We start from the raw sequence: 14,587 nt of genomic DNA, 5'->3' as shown, positions 1-14,587 counted from the left end.
CGGCGTACGCCGACTCAGGGCCCACTCAGGGTCGTCCCCTCACCGGCCGCGAAAACCGCGAGCGCCTCCGGAGCACCCCGGCTAAACTCGTCCGCGGTCGCCCGCCGTCATGTGGGCCCGACTGCCGGCAGACTCCGGCTCGCTCCATCGACCCCGGCTCCCCAGTCTGCGTGGGCCGGCCCCTGGAGGCGCAGCATGCGCAGTGACGACGCGATCCGCGCGACACACCTCACCAAGGTCTACAAGTACTCCGAGCAGGCACCCGGCCTCAAAGGCGCCGTCAAAGGCCTCTTCAAGCCCGTACGCCGGGAGCGCACGGCGGTGGACGCCCTCACCCTGACCGTGCCGAAGGGCCAGGTGATCGGCCTGCTCGGCCCGAACGGCGCCGGCAAGACCACCACGATCAAGATGCTCTGCGGGCTGCTCCGCCCGACCGGCGGCGAGCTGGAGGTGCTCGGCCACCAGCCGCACAAGAGGTCGTTCGACTTCCTCAGCCGGATCTCAGTCGTCTTCGGTCAGAAGTCGATGTTGTGGTGGGACGTCTCGACGTACGACTCGTTGCTGATCCACCGGGAGATGTACGCGATCCCCCGGCAGGTCTTCGGCGCGAGTGTCGCCGAGCTGACCGAACGCCTCGACGTCGCCCACCTGATCAACATCCCGGTCCGCAAGCTCTCACTCGGTCAGCGGATGCGCTGCGAGCTGGTCCTCGCGCTCCTGCACGGACCGGACCTGCTGTTCGCCGACGAGCCGACCGTCGGGCTGGACGTCGTCGCGAAGCTTGCCCTGCGCAACTTCCTGGCGGAGCTGAACCGGGATCACGGGACAACGATCGTGCTCACCAGCCACGACATGAGCGACGTCGCCGCGCTGTGCCAGAGGATCGCGCTGATCGACCACGGCGTGATCGGTTTCGACGGCAATCTCCAGGAGGTGAGGCAGCGCAGCGGCCAGCACGCCGACGCGGATCTGGACCAGGTCCTGGCCGCCATGTTCCAGGGCCGCCGCTCGTGACCCGGCAGCTGCGGCTGCTCCGGATCCTGACTGTGCAAGAAGTCCGGATGATGATGAACCACCGCTGGTGGCTCTTCCTGCTGCAGGTCGCGAACGTGCTGCCGCCGGCCATCGCACTGCTGGTCTGGCACGGCGCCGTCGACCAAGGCGCCGACCCGCCCGTCTCCACGACGTACCTGACGAGCTACCTGGTCCTGGTCAGCGTCGTCGCGATGGTCACCTCGAGCTGGACGTCAGGCTTCCTCGCTGCCTCGATCCGGCTCGGAGGCCTCAACTCCTGGCTGGTCCGTCCCTGCTCGACCCACCTGTCCTACCTAGCCAACAACTCTGCAGAGAAGTTCCTCAAGCTCGGCCTGCTCGCTCCGCCGGTCGTCGTTCTCGGCCTGATCTTCCGCGACGACCTCCGCCTGCCCGGCCAGCCACAGCGTTGGCTGCTCTTCCTCCCGGCCCTGATCATGGCCGCCGCGATGACGTTCGCCCTCGACATCGTGATCGGCTCCCTCGCGTTCTGGATGGAGGACATCGCCGCGATCGACCGCCTGCGGTACCTGCTCGCCAGGCTGCTGTCCGGAGGACTCGTCCCGCTCGCGCTCTTCCCGGCTGTCTTCCAGCCCTTCCTCGCCGTCCAGCCGTTCCGGTTCCTGGTGTCGTTCCCGCTCGAAGTGCTGCTCGGTACGACGCGCGCGATCGACTACGCCTACCAGGCCGGCTGGTTCGTCGTCCTGGTCGGCGGCGCTGTCCTGGTCTGGCGCCGCGGCCTGCGCGACTACCAAGGAGCCGGAGCATGACGCCCCGGTTGTTCTGGGCCTGCCTGAAGCAGGCGATCCGCCGGGACCTGCAGTTCCGCAGCCAGACCGCGATCAACGCGTTCTCGTCGATCGGCGACCTCGTCCTCGGCGTCGTACCGGTGCTGATTCTGACCGGCGCCGGCGGCACCGACTGGACCGGTCCCCTGGCCGTCGTCGTGGTCGGCATCTTCGGCATCTCCACCGGTCTGATGGACTGCTTCGTCCGGCCGAACCTGGCCAAGATGCACGCCTACGTCCGCCAGGGCGACCTCGACCTGATCCTGATCCGGCCGGTCGACGCCCAGCTGTTCGCGACGCTGCGCTGGATGGAGCCTGCCGAGCTCGGCCGGGTGCTGTCCGGCGCCGCGATGGTCGCCGTCGGCCTGCACGTGGCCGACGTCAGGCCCGGCCTGGGCCTGGTCCTCCAGGCGGCCGCGTGGGCCGCGATCGGCTTCGCCGGGTTCAGCCTGCTCTGGGCCAACCTCGCCTACTCGGCGTTCTGGTTCGAGAGCGCCGATCCGGTCAACGAGATCGCGTCGCAGCTCCGGGAGGCCGGCAAGTACCCGATCAGCTACTTCACCGGCGCGGCGAGGCTCGTCCTGATGACGCTCGTGCCGGCCGGCCTGGTGGCAGCGGTGCCGGTCGAGACGCTGACCGGCGACGCCTCACCACTCCTGCTCGCCATCCCTGCCCTTGCCGCCGGGGTGCTGCTGACCAAACTGCACTGGCAGCTCGCCAGCCGGAGATACAGCAGCGCGAGCAGCTGAAACGGCGTACCAGCAACTGGTACGCCGTTTCAGCTAGCCCTCAGGACGCTGCGGACAGGATCTGGTTGACGTCGTCGTTGGCCTCGGCCAGCGACGACGGCTCCTTCTCGAACGACATCACCGCGTCCATCGCCGGCACCATCACCGCGGTGACGTCGGCCGCGTTCGGGTTCGCCGGGAACGGGAAGACGTCACCGGCCGCGACCGGCTCCAGGAACGGCGTGATGTCCCAGCCGTCCGCCTCGAACGCCGCCTTGGCCAGCGGGAGCGAGGCGGTCACCGCCGGGAACACCACCCCGGCCTTGGCGACGATGTCCTGCGCGGTCTTCGAGCCGAGGAACTTGACCCACGCCCACGCCGCGTCCCGCCGGGTGGTGTCGGCCCAGATCGTGTCCGCCAGCCCGTTCATCATCGACACCCGCTTGCCGATCGGCCCCTGCGGAAGGCGGGCCAGCTTGGTCTTCACCTGCTTCAGCCCGGCGTACGTCTCGAGCATCCAGGACCCGTTCGGGGTGATCGCGTACTTGCCGGCCCCGAACGACGTGGTCACGTCGACCCCGGACTTGGCCTGCGCGTACGTCGGCATGTACCCCTTGGTGATCAGCCCGCGCCACCAGGCGATCGTCTCGGTGAACTTCGGGTCGTCGTAGAAGAACTTGGTCCCCCACGGCTCGCCCTCGGAGTACTTCCAGCCGTTCGACGCGGCGTACCAGCTCCAGCTGGTCTGGCCGTCGGCGCCGCCCGCGTCGCCGTAGCCGAGCCCGTAGACCTTGACGTTGTCCTTGTCGAAGCCCGGCTGGTCGCCGCGCCGGCCCTTCGCGTCGACGGTCAGCCGCGCGACGATCTGCTCGAACGTGCCGCCGTCCTGGGGGTTCCAGGTCATCGAGTTGAGCTGCTCGGTGCTGATCCCGGCCGCCTCGGTGAGCGCGCTGTTGTAGAAGTAGACCTCGGTGTCGAAGTCCTTCGGCAGGCCGTACCGCTTGCCGTCGGCACCGATCCAGCGATCGGCCAGGCCCTTCTGGTAGATCGACAGGTCGACCCCGTCGCGCTCGACGAACTCGTCCAGCGCCAGCACCTGGCCCTTGTCGGCGAACAGCGGGTACTTGGCCGAGTGCGAAGTGAACACGTCGGGCGCCGTACCGGAGATGAAGCCGGTGACCAGCTTGTTCCAGTAGTCGTTCCAGCCGTACTGCTCGATCTTCACGCTGTACTGCGGGTTCTCCTGCTGGAACACCTTCGCGCACTCGGTGTACATCGGCAGCTGGGCGGAGTCCCACAGCCAGTAGATGACCTCGCCGGAGCCGCGCGAGGCGGCCCCGTTGTTGCAGCCGGCCACCGCCGAGGCGGCCAGTCCGGCCAGCGTCCCCTTGAGCAACGTGCGTCGTGAAATGTTCATCCGACCCTCACTTGATCCCGGAGAAACCGATGGAGTTGGTGATCCGCTTGGCGAAGGCCAGGAACAGGATGATCATCGGCAGCGCCGCGATCAGCGCCGCCGCCATCAGCCCGGCCCAGTCCGGACCGCCCTGCGGCGTCTGCGACCGGAACACGCCCAGCGCGACGGTGAGCACCCGGACATTCTCCTGCTGCCCGACCAGCAACGGCCAGAAGTAGTCGTTCCAGGAGTTGATGTAGGTCAGGATCGCCAGCGTCGCGATCGGCGCCGCGCTCATCGGGATCACGATGCGGAAGAAGATCCGGCGGTGCCCGGCGCCGTCGATCATCGCCGCCTCCTCCAGCTCCCGGCTGATGCCGAGGAAGAACTGGCGCAGGAAGAAGATCGCGAACGGCGTCATCAGCGCGCCCGGCAGGATGATGCCGGCGAAGCTGTTCAGCAGGCCGAGGTTCTTGATCAGCACGAAGTTCGGCAGCGTGGTGAAGATCGGCGGCACCATCAGCGCGGCCAGGAACACCGCGAACACCTTGTCCCGGCCGGGCCAGCGCAGCCGGGCGAACGCGTAGGCGGCCATCGCGCTGAAGAACACCTGGCAGAGCGTGGTCACGGTGGACACGATCACCGAGTTGCGCAGGTACAGCCAGAAGTTGACCGCGGCACCGGATCCACCCTGGGCCTGGGCCTCCTCGACGGTGGACAGTCCGAGCACGCGCTTGAACGCGCCGAGCGTGGTCTCCACCGGCAGCAGCGAGTTCGGGTGCCCGGCCAGCTGGGTGTTGTCGGAGAACGCCGTCCGCAGCATCCAGTAGAACGGGAACAGGGTGAGCACCATCAGCACGATCAGCAGGGCCCAGGCGACCACCCGGCCCGGAGTGAGCGACTTCCTCATGCCAGGTCACTCTCCTTGGCGCGGAGCAGCCGCAGCTGCAGCAGCGAGACGATCGCCAGGATGACGAACAGCACCATCGCCATCGCCGAGGCGTAGCCGAAGTCGAAGCGGGTGAAGGCGCGTTCGTAGATGTAGAAGTAGATCACCCGGGTGGCGTTGATCGGTCCGCCCTGGGTGGTCACCGCGATCGTGTCGAAGACCTGGAACGAACCGATCATGGTGACCACCAGGACCATCACCAGGACCGGCCGCAGCAGCGGCAGCGTGATCCGCCAGAACGTCTGCATCTCGCTCGAGCCGTCCACCTCGGCCGCCTCGTACACGTACGACGGAATCATCTGCAGGCCGGCGAACACCAGCAGTGCGGTGTAACCCATGTGCCGCCAGATGTTGATGCCGGCCACGGTCGGGATGGCCCAGTGCGAGTCGCCGAAGAAGGCGACCGGGTCGATCCCGATCAGTTCCAGGCCCTGGTTCACGATGCCGACCTGGAAGTCCAGCATCCAGTACCAGACCAGCGCGACCACGACGTTCGCGATCAGGTACGGCAGCAGGATCACCGCGCGGACCGTGATCGACTTGGTCAGCCGGTACATCAGCATCGCGATCAAGACGGCCAGCACGGTCTGCAGGCCGATGTTGATCACGACGTACTCGACCGTGACGACGAGAGCGTTCCAGAAGAAGCTGTCCTGCACCATGCGCTCGTAGTTCTGCAGCCCGGTGAACTGCGGTGGCTGCAGCAAGCTGTACTCGGTGAAGCTCAGATAGGCACCCCGCAGGGTCGGCCAGATGTAGAACACCACGAACCCGAGGGTGGCCGGCGCCAGGAAGATCATCGCGACCTTCAGGTCACCGTACCTTCGTGGTCGTCGCCTCGGTGGCGCGCTCGTCGTCACGGTCACAGCCGATCTCCTCCTCAGTCGATGGCCTGCACGTCCAGCAGGATCGCGTTCTCGGGCCACTGGGCCGGGATGTGCACCCCGACAGCGGCGAGGGCGGCGCCGTTCAGCTCGACCTGGCCGCCGTCGACCCACCAGGCGGCCGCGTGCCGCGGCTCCGCACCAGGGGTCTTGGTCTTGCTGACCCGGTACGTCCGGGCCGGGTCGAGACCGGGCAGCCGGACCCGGCCCACGTCGGAGGTGATCGACTGGGTCAACTGGACGGCGCTGTAGACCGCGCGGGATCCGTCCCGCGCGACGACGCCGTGCAGCAGGAAGTCCTCCGAGCCACGGTCGGCCCGGACCACCCGGCCGGTGTGCAGCAACGGCCGGAGTTCCTTGTGCAGGGCGACCCAGCCTGCCAGCTCGGCGCGCTCGTCCGCGGACGCCGCGCTGATGTCCCACTCGATCCCGAAGTGCCCGAACAGCGCGGTCGCGGCCCGGAAGCCCAGGGTCTGGGTCCGGCCGGTGGTGTGTGCCTTCGGCGGGCCGACGTGGCAGCCGATCAGCTCCGGCGGGAGCAGCAGCTGGGTGTAGCGCTGGATCTTCTGCCGCTCCAGCGCGTCGTTGCTGTCGCTGCCCCAGACCCGGTCGGTGCGCTCCAGCACACCGAGGTCGACCCGCGCGCCGCCGGACGAGCAGGACTCGATCTCGAGACCGGGGTGCCGGCGCTTCAGCTCGTCCAGCAGCCGGTACAGCGCCAGGGTCTGCTCGTGAATGCCCGCGGTCCCGGTCAGCTGGTTGCCGCCGTCAACGAAGTCGCGGTTGTGGTCCCACTTGAGGTAGGAGATGTCGTACTCGTTCAGCAGTGAGTCGAGCCGCTCGAGAATGTAGTCGTACGCCGCCGGAATGCCCAGGTTCAGGCCCTGCTGGTGCCGCGCGGTCGGCGGCATCCGGTTGCCGGTGGCAAGGATCCACTCGGGGTGCTCGCGGGCCAGGTCGGAGTCGGGGTTGACCATCTCGGGCTCGACCCACAGACCGAACTGCAAGCCGAGACCGGTGACGTGGTCGACCAGCGGGTGCAGGCCCTTCGGCCAGATGCCCTCGTCGACGTACCAGTCGCCGAGCCCGGCGTGGTCGTCGCGGCGGCCGCGGAACCAGCCGTCGTCGAGCACGAACCGCTCGGCACCGACCTCGGCGGCCGCGTCGGCGAGCGCCTTCAGCTTGTCCAGATCGAGGTCGAAGTAGACCGCTTCCCACGTGTTCAGCACGACCGGCCGGTCGCTGGCCGGATGCGTCGGGCGGGCCCGCAGGTAGTCGTGGAAGCGGCTCGACAGCTGGTCCAGGCCCACGCCGTACGAGCCGTAGATCCAGGGGGTGCTGTAGCTGCCCTGCGGCTCCAGCCGGCCTTCGCCCGGGAGCAGGAGCTCGCCGCCGCCGATCACGGCGTACCCGCTCATGCCGCGCTCGGCGTACGAACGGTGGTTGCCGCTCCAGGCGGTGTGCACACCCCAGACCTCACCGTCGCGGAACCCGAATCCGCGCGTGCCGGCGATCAGCAGCAGCGTCGCGTCGGCGCCGGTGCGGCCGCGGCGGTTGTCGCGGACGTGCGCGCCTTGGGTGAACGCGTGCCGCTGCGGGTGCCGCTCACCGATGTGCCGGCCGGTCATGTCGAGCAGCTCGGTCGCCTCGGTCGGGACCGGCAGCGCGAGAACCAGACCGTCCACCGTGTACGGCGTACCGCCGGTGTTGGTCAGATCGGCCTTGGCCTTGACCAAGCCGGAGTCGGTCAGCTCGATGGTCAGCGCGAGCTCGAGGTGCGCGACCGGATCGGCGGCCCGGACGGTCACGGTGTTGCCGTCCTGGTCGGCGCTCTGCAGCTGGAACGACCCGGAGAAGTCCTGGCCGTCGCGGTGCCCGTTGAGGCCCGGCAGGCCGAACCAGCCCGCGGAGTACTCCGGCACGATCGCGACCGGGAGGTTCTCGTCGAGGCCGTTGCCGGACTGCACCGCACCGGCTCCGCGCCTGAGATCAACCAGCGCGGTTTCACTCAGCTCACCGAGATCCGCACCCCAGTGCAGAACGGACGGAAGGGCCGGACCTGAGCAGTCCAGCACGAGGCTGACGCCCGCGGAGCGCAGCTGCAGCACCTTGATGTTCGACACTGTTGATTCACTCTGCTTTCTGATTGATTTCAGGACGGAACTATTTACCCTGACACGCCGAATGTCAATGCTTCACGAAGTTAAGTAAGTACAGTAGGCCCGCGCGAGGTCTTCTACAACGTGCGAACGCCCGATCAGAGAGCTCTGATCGGGCGTTCGTGGTCGTTGCGTCAGCGGCTGAGCCGCACCCGCACGAGCAGGTCGTTCACGGCCGCATCCGCACTCGGGCGGTCGGGGAGATCACTCGCGGCCTCGGCCTGGTCGAGCGTCTCCTGCAACGCGGCAACGTCCTTGGCGAGGCGTTCGATGTCCGGACCGACCAGCGGGCCGTGCTCTGCTTCGGCTTTCGCCGCCATCAGTTCCGGCAGGTACGCCGGCGCTTCGGGCAGCGCGAGCAGTTCGCGCAGATCGGCTTGGACCTCGCCGGTCCGCATCAGGTGGATGCCGGTGAGCAGCACCCGGAAGGTGTAGAGCAGCGGCTTGAGCTCCTGCTTCTTGCCGAAGAAGTCCCACTGGGTCTTGCCGAAGCCGCGGTAGTGATGCGCATGCCACTTGGTCAGGCAGCCGGGGGCGAGGGCGACCAGCTCCTCGTGCGCCGGCGTACTGGTCACGACGAGCGGGGACAGCACCTGTTCGAGCACATAGCCGTTGCGGCGCAGCATCAGCCGCACGAACTTGGCCAGGTCGTGAGTGACCAGGTCGACCTCGGCCTCGTTCTGGAACCAGGTCCGGTCGAGGGTGTCGGGGCCGGTGGTCAGACCGACGACCTCCTCGACCGGCAGGACGTGCACGCCGCGCAGGTCGACGTCGGAGTCGCGGGACGGGAAGCCGTACAGGTGCGCACCGGAGACCGTTGCGAAGAGCAACGGATATGGCTGGTCGGCGATGATCGCGCGAAGCTCGCCGTAGTCCAACCGCCGCATGTCACGCGTCACCGATGCTCCTTTGCCGGACCGACCTCAACCAGGTGTCGACCCTAGCGACGTCAGGTGTCGCGGGCAGCATGGTTTTTGTTAGTGCACGGTCGAGTTGCTCGTGCAGGTCGAGCCGCCAGCGCTCGACCTCGTCCCACGGCAACGCGCCGGCCTTCACCTGCAGGAGCCGCTCACGATCGGCTCCGACGTCGACGACGAGTCGGCCGTCAGCCAGCAGGGTCCGTGCCGACAGCAACAGCCGGATCAGGTGCATGACGTGCTTCCACTTCGGCGCACCGTCCCGCCGGAAGTCCGCCTCCAGCTTCTTGAACTGGCTCAGCACGTATCCCGAGTAGGTCTGATAGGCGAGCTGCGACAAGAACGCCGCGCGCAGGTCGAGCAGTTCCTCGCCGAGCGGCGTACAAGTGACCACGAGCGGGGAGTGCAGGACCTCGAGCAGATTCGGGTTCGCCTTGAGCGCCAGCTCGCAGAACCGCTCGACCTCCCAGGAGAACCACTCCGGCTCCGGACCGTCCACGTGCGTCGGCGGCTTCGCCAGCGACCAGAACGTCTCGGTCGGCGCGACGTAGACCCCGCGGGTGTCGGTGTCCGACGCGTCCGTGTCGAGCCCGAACGCCCGCGAGCCCACCACCGCCGCGTAGATCGTCCGTTCCCGCACGAGAAGGTCCCCGTCCGGCGCTTCCAGCCCGATCGCGTCGTCCTGGTACGCCGTGCGCAAACTCAACTGATCCCGCCGGGCGACAGTCCCCCGGCCGTCCACCAGCCGCACCTCGTACCGCCCGTCGCCCGTCACCCCGCCGATCCGCCCCGTCGCCCCGCGCTGCGCGGTACCACCGGCATCGTCCGGTCCCGCGACCCGCAGCACCACCTGAGTCCCGACCGGCAACTGCGGCCCCTCGATCGCCATGCCCTCATGCTGCCGCATCGACAGGGGCGGACGCCCACCACTGTCCAACCCACGCGACACGCCGCGACACGCCGTCGATCGGCCGCGCGAGGGGTGGTTGGTCGGTGGTGGGCGTCCGCTCTCCGCTATTGACAAATTAGACTGTCAATACGACGCTGGGTCGCATGCAGGCCTACGTCGACGAACCGGAGACCGTGCGGATCGCGTTGTCGCCGATCCGGCGGCAGTTGCTGGAGTTGCTGCGCGAGCCTTCCTCGGCGACCCAGCTGGCCGCCGCGCTGGAGCTGCCCCGGCAACGGGTGAACTACCACCTCAAAGAACTCGAGAAGGCCGGACTGGTCGAGCTGGTCGAGGAGCGGCAGCGCCGTGGTTTCATCGAGCGGATCCTGCGCGCCTCGGCGACGATCGTGGTCGACCCGGGCGTGATGGGCCGGGCGTTCACCGCGATCCACGACCAGTACGCCGCCGAGCACCTGGTGGAAGTTGCCGCCGGCACCGTCCGGGACGTGGCCGGCATGCAGCGCAAGGCCGATGCCGCGGGCAAACGCCTGCTCACCTTCACGCTGGAGACCGAGGTCCGGTTCGGCGCGCCGGGTGACGTGCACCGATTCACCGACGCCCTCACCGAGGCGGTCCGCCAAGTGGTCGAGGCCTTCGACACCGAGGACGGCCGGCCCTACCGCCTGATCGCCGGCGGCCACCCCGCAGTACGCCGTACCGACGAAGGAGAAGAGACACGATGAGCCAGACCCCGAAGATCGTCGTCACCGTGGCCGCGCCGGTCGAGGCGGTCTGGGACGCGCTGCGCGACAAGGACAAGATCCGGCACTGGCACGGCTGGGAGTACGAGGGCACCGAAGGCGGCCTCGACCAGGAGATCGACCTGATCTACTTCACCCACGTCACCGAGGACGACGCCGCGGCACGGGTGCTGGAGATCCAGGGCGGGGACCGCTTCGAGGTCGAGCCGGTCGAAGGTGGCGCCCGGATCACGCTGACCCGCGCACCGCACGGCGACAATCCCGACTGGGAGGCGTACTACGACGACATCACCGAGGGCTGGACGACGTTCCTCCAGCAGCTCCGCTTCGCGTTGGAGCACCACCCGGACGAGCCGCGGCGCACGCTCTTCTACTCCGGCACGGGCGCCGACCAGTTCAAGCTGCCCGACCTGCCCGCCGGTACGCCGTACGACGTGGACCTGCTCGGCGAGCGCGCCACCGGCAAGGTCTGGTTCGTCTCCGAGCACCAGCGCGGCCTGACCGTCGACAGCTGGGGCAACGGCCTCCTCGTGCTCAGCCACGTCGGTCCCAACGAGCAGAAGCCGGACGGCGCCGCGATGGCCGTCCTCAGCCTGTACGGCGTGGACGACGCCACCCGCGACGCGATCGACCAGCGGTGGAAGGCCTGGTGGACGGCGCACTACTCCACGCCCGAGAGCTGATTCGGCGGCCGGTGCGCAGAGCCGGTCGGCAGGTAGGGTCCAGGCATGTCACAGTCCACCCCGGGCCATCCAGGGGCCAACGACCCACGCCGGGGAAATCTCCCTCCGTTCCCCCACCAGGCGCCCGGCGACCAGTCTGCACGAAAGCGGCTCAGCATGACCGCCCTCATCCTCGGAGTTGTGCTGCTGGCTTCGGCCCTCGTCATCCTGGTCATGCCGTTCGGGCTCTTCATCCTCGGCGGAGGAGGCGACACCACGAGGTTCTCGTCGTTCGTTCGAGGGTTCGTCACGACGAGCATCACGGTCGGCGTCGTCGGACTCGCCAGCCTGGTGTTCGGGCTCATCACGAGGAAGTGAGCCCGAACACTCCGGGGTTCAGCCCCGGGTGACCTCGGCCTGCAGCTCAGCCGCCCAGGCGTAGTCGCGCTCCCACTCGCTCCCGGTCGGGGCCAGGATCAGTCGCTCGACCCCCGCCTCCGCGTACGCCGCCACCTGCGCGGCTGCCTTGGTCAGGTCGGTGTCCAGCTGCGGCGCGACGATCGTCACCCCTGGCCGTGCCCGGTCGTACCGTGCCGCCAGCTCGCCCAGCGAAGCGATCCGCGCCGGCACGTCCTCCACCGCCAGAGCGATCGACACCCAACCGTCGCCGAATCGAGCGGCCCGTTCGACCGCCTTCGCCCCGTCGCCGGCCACCAGAATCGGCGGAACCGTGGCACCCGGCGCGATCGCCGCCTCGAAGTCCTCGCCCACCCGGGCCGTGCGCCCCGCGATGAGATCCGGCAGCACCGCCAGCGCCTCGTCGGTGCGCCGCCCGCGGTCCGCGTACGACGTACCGGCCGCGCGCCAGCCGACGTCCCCGTGTGCTGGGTTCCCCGTCCCGACGCCGAGCATGACCCGGTCCCCCGACACGTACTGCAAGCTGCTCACCTGCTTCGCGGCCCACGCCACCGGTCGCAACGCGAGCAGCATCACGCCGTACCCGATCTTCACCCGCTCGGTCACCGCGGCGGCCGTCGACAGCACCACCGTGCTGTCCAGCATCGGCGCACTGGCAATCAGGTGATCGGTCGACCACACCGACTCCACCCCTGCCTCTTCGGCCCTCCGCGCCGCCGCCCGCACATCCCCCAGCACCGGCGTCGCCGGATCCGGCGTGGACGTCGGCAGAATCAACCCCAGTTCGATCGTCATACCAGCAGCAACCCGCGGCATCGGCTCGGTGTTCCTGGAAATGTCGCCGTTCGCGGTCGAGTTGAATGGAACGTACTCACCGAACGCCGATCAGAAAGGCTGTGATGAGCACCGACGACACCAGTTCACTGACCACCGAGGACCTCGAGTTCCTCCGGCGGCCGCTCTACGGGTTCCTGTCCGTGGCCGACGGGCCCGTGCCGGCCCAACCCCGGCCGGTCTGGTACGAGGTCACCGCCGAAGGCACGATCCAGCTGTTCACCGGTCCGGACACGCTCAAGGTACGGCGGCTGCGCCGCGATCCGCGCGCCTCGATCGTCGTCGCGGCGCCGGTGGGTGAACGCGAACGCTGGGTGTCGGTCGCGGGCCGCGCCACGGTGGAACCGGACGGCGGGCACGCCCTGGCCGAGCGCCTGGCCGGCCGCTACTGGGACCTCGACGACCCGACCCGGGCCGAGGACCTGGCCGGGATCCTGGGCGAGGCTCAGGTCCGCATCGTCATCCAGGAGAGCGTCAAGCGCTACGCGTACTGATCCCGGGCACGACGAAGCCCCGGCAACCTGAGGCTGCCGGGGCTTCGTCGTGACATTCAAGGGGTGGTGGAGGTGGCGGGAATCGAACCCGCGTCCTTCGGCGCCGACCCAAGACTTCTCCGGGCGCAGTCTGAATTGTCGTTTTCTCAGTCCCAGCGCTCGTACAGACACGTCGCTGACAGACTCAGTCACTGTTAATGTCCCGCGTCAACCCCGTGACCGGGCTGACGAAGCAAGCTTCCTAGCTGAGGCCAGGAACCGGGTCGGAAGCAACCCCGGGCTGACCGCTTCTTAAGTGCTCAGACCGTCAGGCGGCGAGAGCGAAGCTACTGCGCGCGTTAGCGTTGGCAGTTATTGGTTTCCAGAGATCGTTAACGAGATAACCCTGGATCCTCGGCCCGCTTCTCTTGGAACGTACGTCCAAAGTCGAAACCGTTCACCCCCTGTTGAGTTGTCAAACTCCTACGGTCCCGAGGGTCCGTAGAAGACCAACACTACCAAGTACAACCCAGCGGCCGCACCAGGGATTCCCCGGAGGCGGCGCCTACTTCAGCAGGCGCAGCGTGAACGGGTACTTGAAGTCGGAGCCGAGCATCGCCGCCAGGCCGCCGATGCCGGTCAGCACGAACCAGACCAGGCCGGCGATCGGGAACAGGAAGCCGGTGAAGCCGTCGGTGACGCCGGTGACGATGCCGAGCAGCATGAACAGGGCGAGCGCGCTGAGCTGGAAGTTCACCGCCTCGACCGCGTGCTTGCGGACCACCGGGTTGGTCTTGCCGGCCGTCGCGACCACCAGGGCCGGGCCGACGAAGAAGGTCGGGTAGCCGAGCCAGTGCGAGATGGTGCCCATCCCGCGACCGGAGCTCTGGTACGGCTGCAGCGGGGCCGGGCGGGTGAACGCGGCCGGCGCGTAGGTGGGGACCGGGCGGGCCAGCAGCCCGTCGAACGAGCCGTTCAGCTCGGCGCGGGTGCGGGCCTTCAGCGCCAGCTCGAGCCGGGAGTCGAACTCGAGGTGGGTCAGCCGGCCGTCGGCGTACATCTCTTGCAGGATCTCGACCGCACGGTCCCGTTGGGCCGGCGTCACCAGCAGCTCTGAAGTGGACATGTCTCCACTGTGCGGCCCGAACGCCGTCCACCCCATCGGGTGCCGCCCGGAGCAATCCCTGAGCCGACCCCAGGGCAGTCCGTACGACGTTCGGCCGGGGTCAGCGGCGGCTGCGGTCCGACAGCGCGCGCTGGGCCTCGCGGTTGGCCTGGCGCTCGGCCAGCGCGTGCCGCTTGTCGTAGTCCTTCTTGCCGCGCGCGGTGGCCAGCTCGACCTTGGCGTAGCCGTCCTTGAAGTACAGCGACAGCGGGACCAGCGTGACGCCCTGCTGCTCCACCGCCTTGATCAGCTTCTCCATCTCGTCGCGGTGCAGCAGCAACTTGCGGGTCCGCCGCGGCTCGTGGTTGGTCCAGGTGCCGTGGGTGTACTCCGGGATGTGCATGTTCTGCAGCCACAGCTCGCGGCCGCGCACCGAGCCGAAGGCGTCGACGAGCGAGGCCCGGCCCAGCCGCAGGGACTTCACCTCGGTCCCCGTCAGCACAAGGCCGGCCTCCACCACGTCGTCGATGTGGTAGTCGTGTCGCGCCTTACGGTTCTGCGCGATCGGCTTGTGGCCGGTCTGTTTCACCATC

Annotated in this window: 16 protein-coding genes and 1 other RNA gene; 7 read left to right on the top strand and 10 right to left on the bottom strand. The window is 68.4% G+C overall.

The window, feature by feature from the left end:
* The first annotated feature begins 195 nt into the window (after positions 1–195).
* Genes ACQPXM_RS09585 through ACQPXM_RS09575 form a run of 3 tightly spaced genes read left to right on the top strand, consistent with a single transcriptional unit; the run spans position 196 to position 2,569 of the window.
* Positions 196–1,014 carry an ABC transporter ATP-binding protein gene (locus ACQPXM_RS09585; RefSeq protein WP_432946941.1) on the top strand — a complete coding sequence of 273 codons (819 nt, stop codon included), beginning with the start codon at positions 196–198 and terminating at the stop codon, positions 1,012–1,014.
* The gene (locus ACQPXM_RS09580) at positions 1,011–1,802 is read left to right on the top strand and encodes an ABC transporter permease (RefSeq protein WP_432946939.1); all 792 of its coding nucleotides are present in this window, start codon (positions 1,011–1,013) and stop codon (positions 1,800–1,802) included. The genes ACQPXM_RS09585 and ACQPXM_RS09580 overlap by 4 nt, the downstream gene beginning before the upstream one ends.
* Positions 1,799–2,569 carry an ABC transporter permease gene (locus ACQPXM_RS09575; RefSeq protein WP_432946937.1) on the top strand — a complete coding sequence of 257 codons (771 nt, stop codon included), beginning with the start codon at positions 1,799–1,801 and terminating at the stop codon, positions 2,567–2,569. Before ACQPXM_RS09580 ends, ACQPXM_RS09575 begins: the two co-directional genes overlap by 4 nt.
* A gap of 40 nt (positions 2,570–2,609) precedes the next feature.
* Here the strand turns inward: ACQPXM_RS09575 and ACQPXM_RS09570 are convergent, their stop codons facing one another.
* The 6 genes from ACQPXM_RS09570 to ACQPXM_RS09545 form a co-directional block, all read right to left on the bottom strand.
* Positions 2,610–3,965: an ABC transporter substrate-binding protein gene (locus tag ACQPXM_RS09570; RefSeq protein ID WP_432946935.1), complete on the bottom strand. Its 1,356-nt coding sequence runs from the start codon at positions 3,963–3,965 to the stop codon at positions 2,610–2,612.
* 7 nt (positions 3,966–3,972) lie between these two features.
* Positions 3,973–4,854, bottom strand: a complete 882-nt coding sequence (locus tag ACQPXM_RS09565; RefSeq protein ID WP_432946933.1) for a carbohydrate ABC transporter permease — start codon at positions 4,852–4,854, stop codon at positions 3,973–3,975.
* Positions 4,851–5,759 (bottom strand): carbohydrate ABC transporter permease, encoded by a 909-nt coding sequence (locus ACQPXM_RS09560; protein ID WP_432946931.1) that lies wholly within the window; start codon positions 5,757–5,759, stop codon positions 4,851–4,853. The genes ACQPXM_RS09565 and ACQPXM_RS09560 overlap by 4 nt, the downstream gene beginning before the upstream one ends.
* 14 nt (positions 5,760–5,773) lie before the next feature.
* Positions 5,774–7,900, bottom strand: a complete 2,127-nt coding sequence (locus ACQPXM_RS09555) for an alpha-galactosidase (protein ID WP_432946929.1) — start codon at positions 7,898–7,900, stop codon at positions 5,774–5,776.
* 170 nt (positions 7,901–8,070) lie between these two features.
* Positions 8,071–8,835, bottom strand: coding sequence for a nucleotidyltransferase domain-containing protein (locus ACQPXM_RS09550; RefSeq protein ID WP_432946927.1), 765 nt, complete (start codon positions 8,833–8,835; stop codon positions 8,071–8,073).
* Positions 8,825–9,742 (bottom strand): nucleotidyltransferase domain-containing protein, encoded by a 918-nt coding sequence (locus tag ACQPXM_RS09545; protein ID WP_432946925.1) that lies wholly within the window; start codon positions 9,740–9,742, stop codon positions 8,825–8,827. Before ACQPXM_RS09545 ends, ACQPXM_RS09550 begins: the two co-directional genes overlap by 11 nt.
* A gap of 164 nt (positions 9,743–9,906) precedes the next feature.
* On the opposite strand from ACQPXM_RS09545, the gene ACQPXM_RS09540 reads away from it, so the two are divergent.
* The 3 genes from ACQPXM_RS09540 to ACQPXM_RS09530 all read left to right on the top strand — a co-directional run bounded on the left by ACQPXM_RS09540 (position 9,907) and on the right by ACQPXM_RS09530 (position 11,543).
* A complete protein-coding gene (locus tag ACQPXM_RS09540; RefSeq protein ID WP_432946923.1) occupies positions 9,907–10,485 on the top strand; it encodes an ArsR/SmtB family transcription factor in 579 nt (192 codons plus the stop codon).
* Positions 10,482–11,186 (top strand): SRPBCC family protein, encoded by a 705-nt coding sequence (locus ACQPXM_RS09535; protein WP_432946921.1) that lies wholly within the window; start codon positions 10,482–10,484, stop codon positions 11,184–11,186. The genes ACQPXM_RS09540 and ACQPXM_RS09535 overlap by 4 nt, the downstream gene beginning before the upstream one ends.
* Before the next feature lie 156 nt (positions 11,187–11,342).
* On the top strand, positions 11,343–11,543 hold the full coding sequence (locus tag ACQPXM_RS09530) for a hypothetical protein (protein ID WP_432946919.1): 201 nt from the start codon (positions 11,343–11,345) through the stop codon (positions 11,541–11,543).
* An 18-nt stretch (positions 11,544–11,561) separates the two neighbouring features.
* Here ACQPXM_RS09530 and ACQPXM_RS09525 read toward each other — a convergent pair whose 3' ends face one another.
* Positions 11,562–12,377 carry an LLM class flavin-dependent oxidoreductase gene (locus ACQPXM_RS09525; protein WP_432946917.1) on the bottom strand — a complete coding sequence of 272 codons (816 nt, stop codon included), beginning with the start codon at positions 12,375–12,377 and terminating at the stop codon, positions 11,562–11,564.
* 104 nt (positions 12,378–12,481) lie between these two features.
* Here ACQPXM_RS09525 and ACQPXM_RS09520 point away from each other — a divergent pair, with 104 nt between their 5' ends.
* Entirely contained in the window at positions 12,482–12,910 is a 429-nt protein-coding gene (locus tag ACQPXM_RS09520) for a pyridoxamine 5'-phosphate oxidase family protein (protein WP_432946915.1), read from the top strand.
* 64 nt (positions 12,911–12,974) lie between these two features.
* Here the strand turns inward: ACQPXM_RS09520 and ssrA are convergent.
* From ssrA to smpB, 3 genes are all read right to left on the bottom strand, one after another.
* Positions 12,975–13,354, bottom strand: a transfer-messenger RNA (tmRNA) gene (gene ssrA, locus ACQPXM_RS09515).
* A 100-nt stretch (positions 13,355–13,454) separates the two neighbouring features.
* Positions 13,455–14,015 carry a DUF1707 and DUF4870 domain-containing protein gene (locus ACQPXM_RS09510; RefSeq protein ID WP_432946913.1) on the bottom strand — a complete coding sequence of 187 codons (561 nt, stop codon included), beginning with the start codon at positions 14,013–14,015 and terminating at the stop codon, positions 13,455–13,457.
* Between the two features lie 100 nt (positions 14,016–14,115).
* Positions 14,116–14,586 carry an SsrA-binding protein SmpB gene (gene smpB / locus ACQPXM_RS09505; RefSeq protein WP_077013485.1) on the bottom strand — a complete coding sequence of 157 codons (471 nt, stop codon included), beginning with the start codon at positions 14,584–14,586 and terminating at the stop codon, positions 14,116–14,118.
* Position 14,587: the final 1 nt, after the last annotated feature.

Origin of the sequence: Kribbella sp. CA-253562 (genome assembly GCF_050942265.1) — a bacterium.
Classification (GTDB): Bacteria; Actinomycetota; Actinomycetes; order Propionibacteriales; family Kribbellaceae; genus Kribbella.
The sequence above is the reverse complement of the archived record's forward strand: the minus strand, read 5'-3'. Positions and strand labels throughout refer to the sequence as shown.

Coding starts and splice junctions, on each gene's coding strand:
- ACQPXM_RS09585 (WP_432946941.1), top strand. CDS start 196: ATGCGCAGTGACGACGCGATCCGCGCGACACACCTCACCAAGGTCTAC.
- ACQPXM_RS09575 (WP_432946937.1), top strand. CDS start 1,799: ATGACGCCCCGGTTGTTCTGGGCCTGCCTGAAGCAGGCGATCCGCCGG.
- ACQPXM_RS09570 (WP_432946935.1), bottom strand. CDS start 3,965: ATGAACATTTCACGACGCACGTTGCTCAAGGGGACGCTGGCCGGACTG.
- ACQPXM_RS09565 (WP_432946933.1), bottom strand. CDS start 4,854: ATGAGGAAGTCGCTCACTCCGGGCCGGGTGGTCGCCTGGGCCCTGCTG.
- ACQPXM_RS09545 (WP_432946925.1), bottom strand. CDS start 9,742: ATGGCGATCGAGGGGCCGCAGTTGCCGGTCGGGACTCAGGTGGTGCTG.
- ACQPXM_RS09540 (WP_432946923.1), top strand. CDS start 9,907: ATGCAGGCCTACGTCGACGAACCGGAGACCGTGCGGATCGCGTTGTCG.
- ACQPXM_RS09535 (WP_432946921.1), top strand. CDS start 10,482: ATGAGCCAGACCCCGAAGATCGTCGTCACCGTGGCCGCGCCGGTCGAG.
- ACQPXM_RS09530 (WP_432946919.1), top strand. CDS start 11,343: ATGACCGCCCTCATCCTCGGAGTTGTGCTGCTGGCTTCGGCCCTCGTC.
- ACQPXM_RS09525 (WP_432946917.1), bottom strand. CDS start 12,377: ATGACGATCGAACTGGGGTTGATTCTGCCGACGTCCACGCCGGATCCG.
- ACQPXM_RS09520 (WP_432946915.1), top strand. CDS start 12,482: ATGAGCACCGACGACACCAGTTCACTGACCACCGAGGACCTCGAGTTC.
- ACQPXM_RS09510 (WP_432946913.1), bottom strand. CDS start 14,015: ATGTCCACTTCAGAGCTGCTGGTGACGCCGGCCCAACGGGACCGTGCG.
- smpB (WP_077013485.1), bottom strand. CDS start 14,586: ATGGTGAAACAGACCGGCCACAAGCCGATCGCGCAGAACCGTAAGGCG.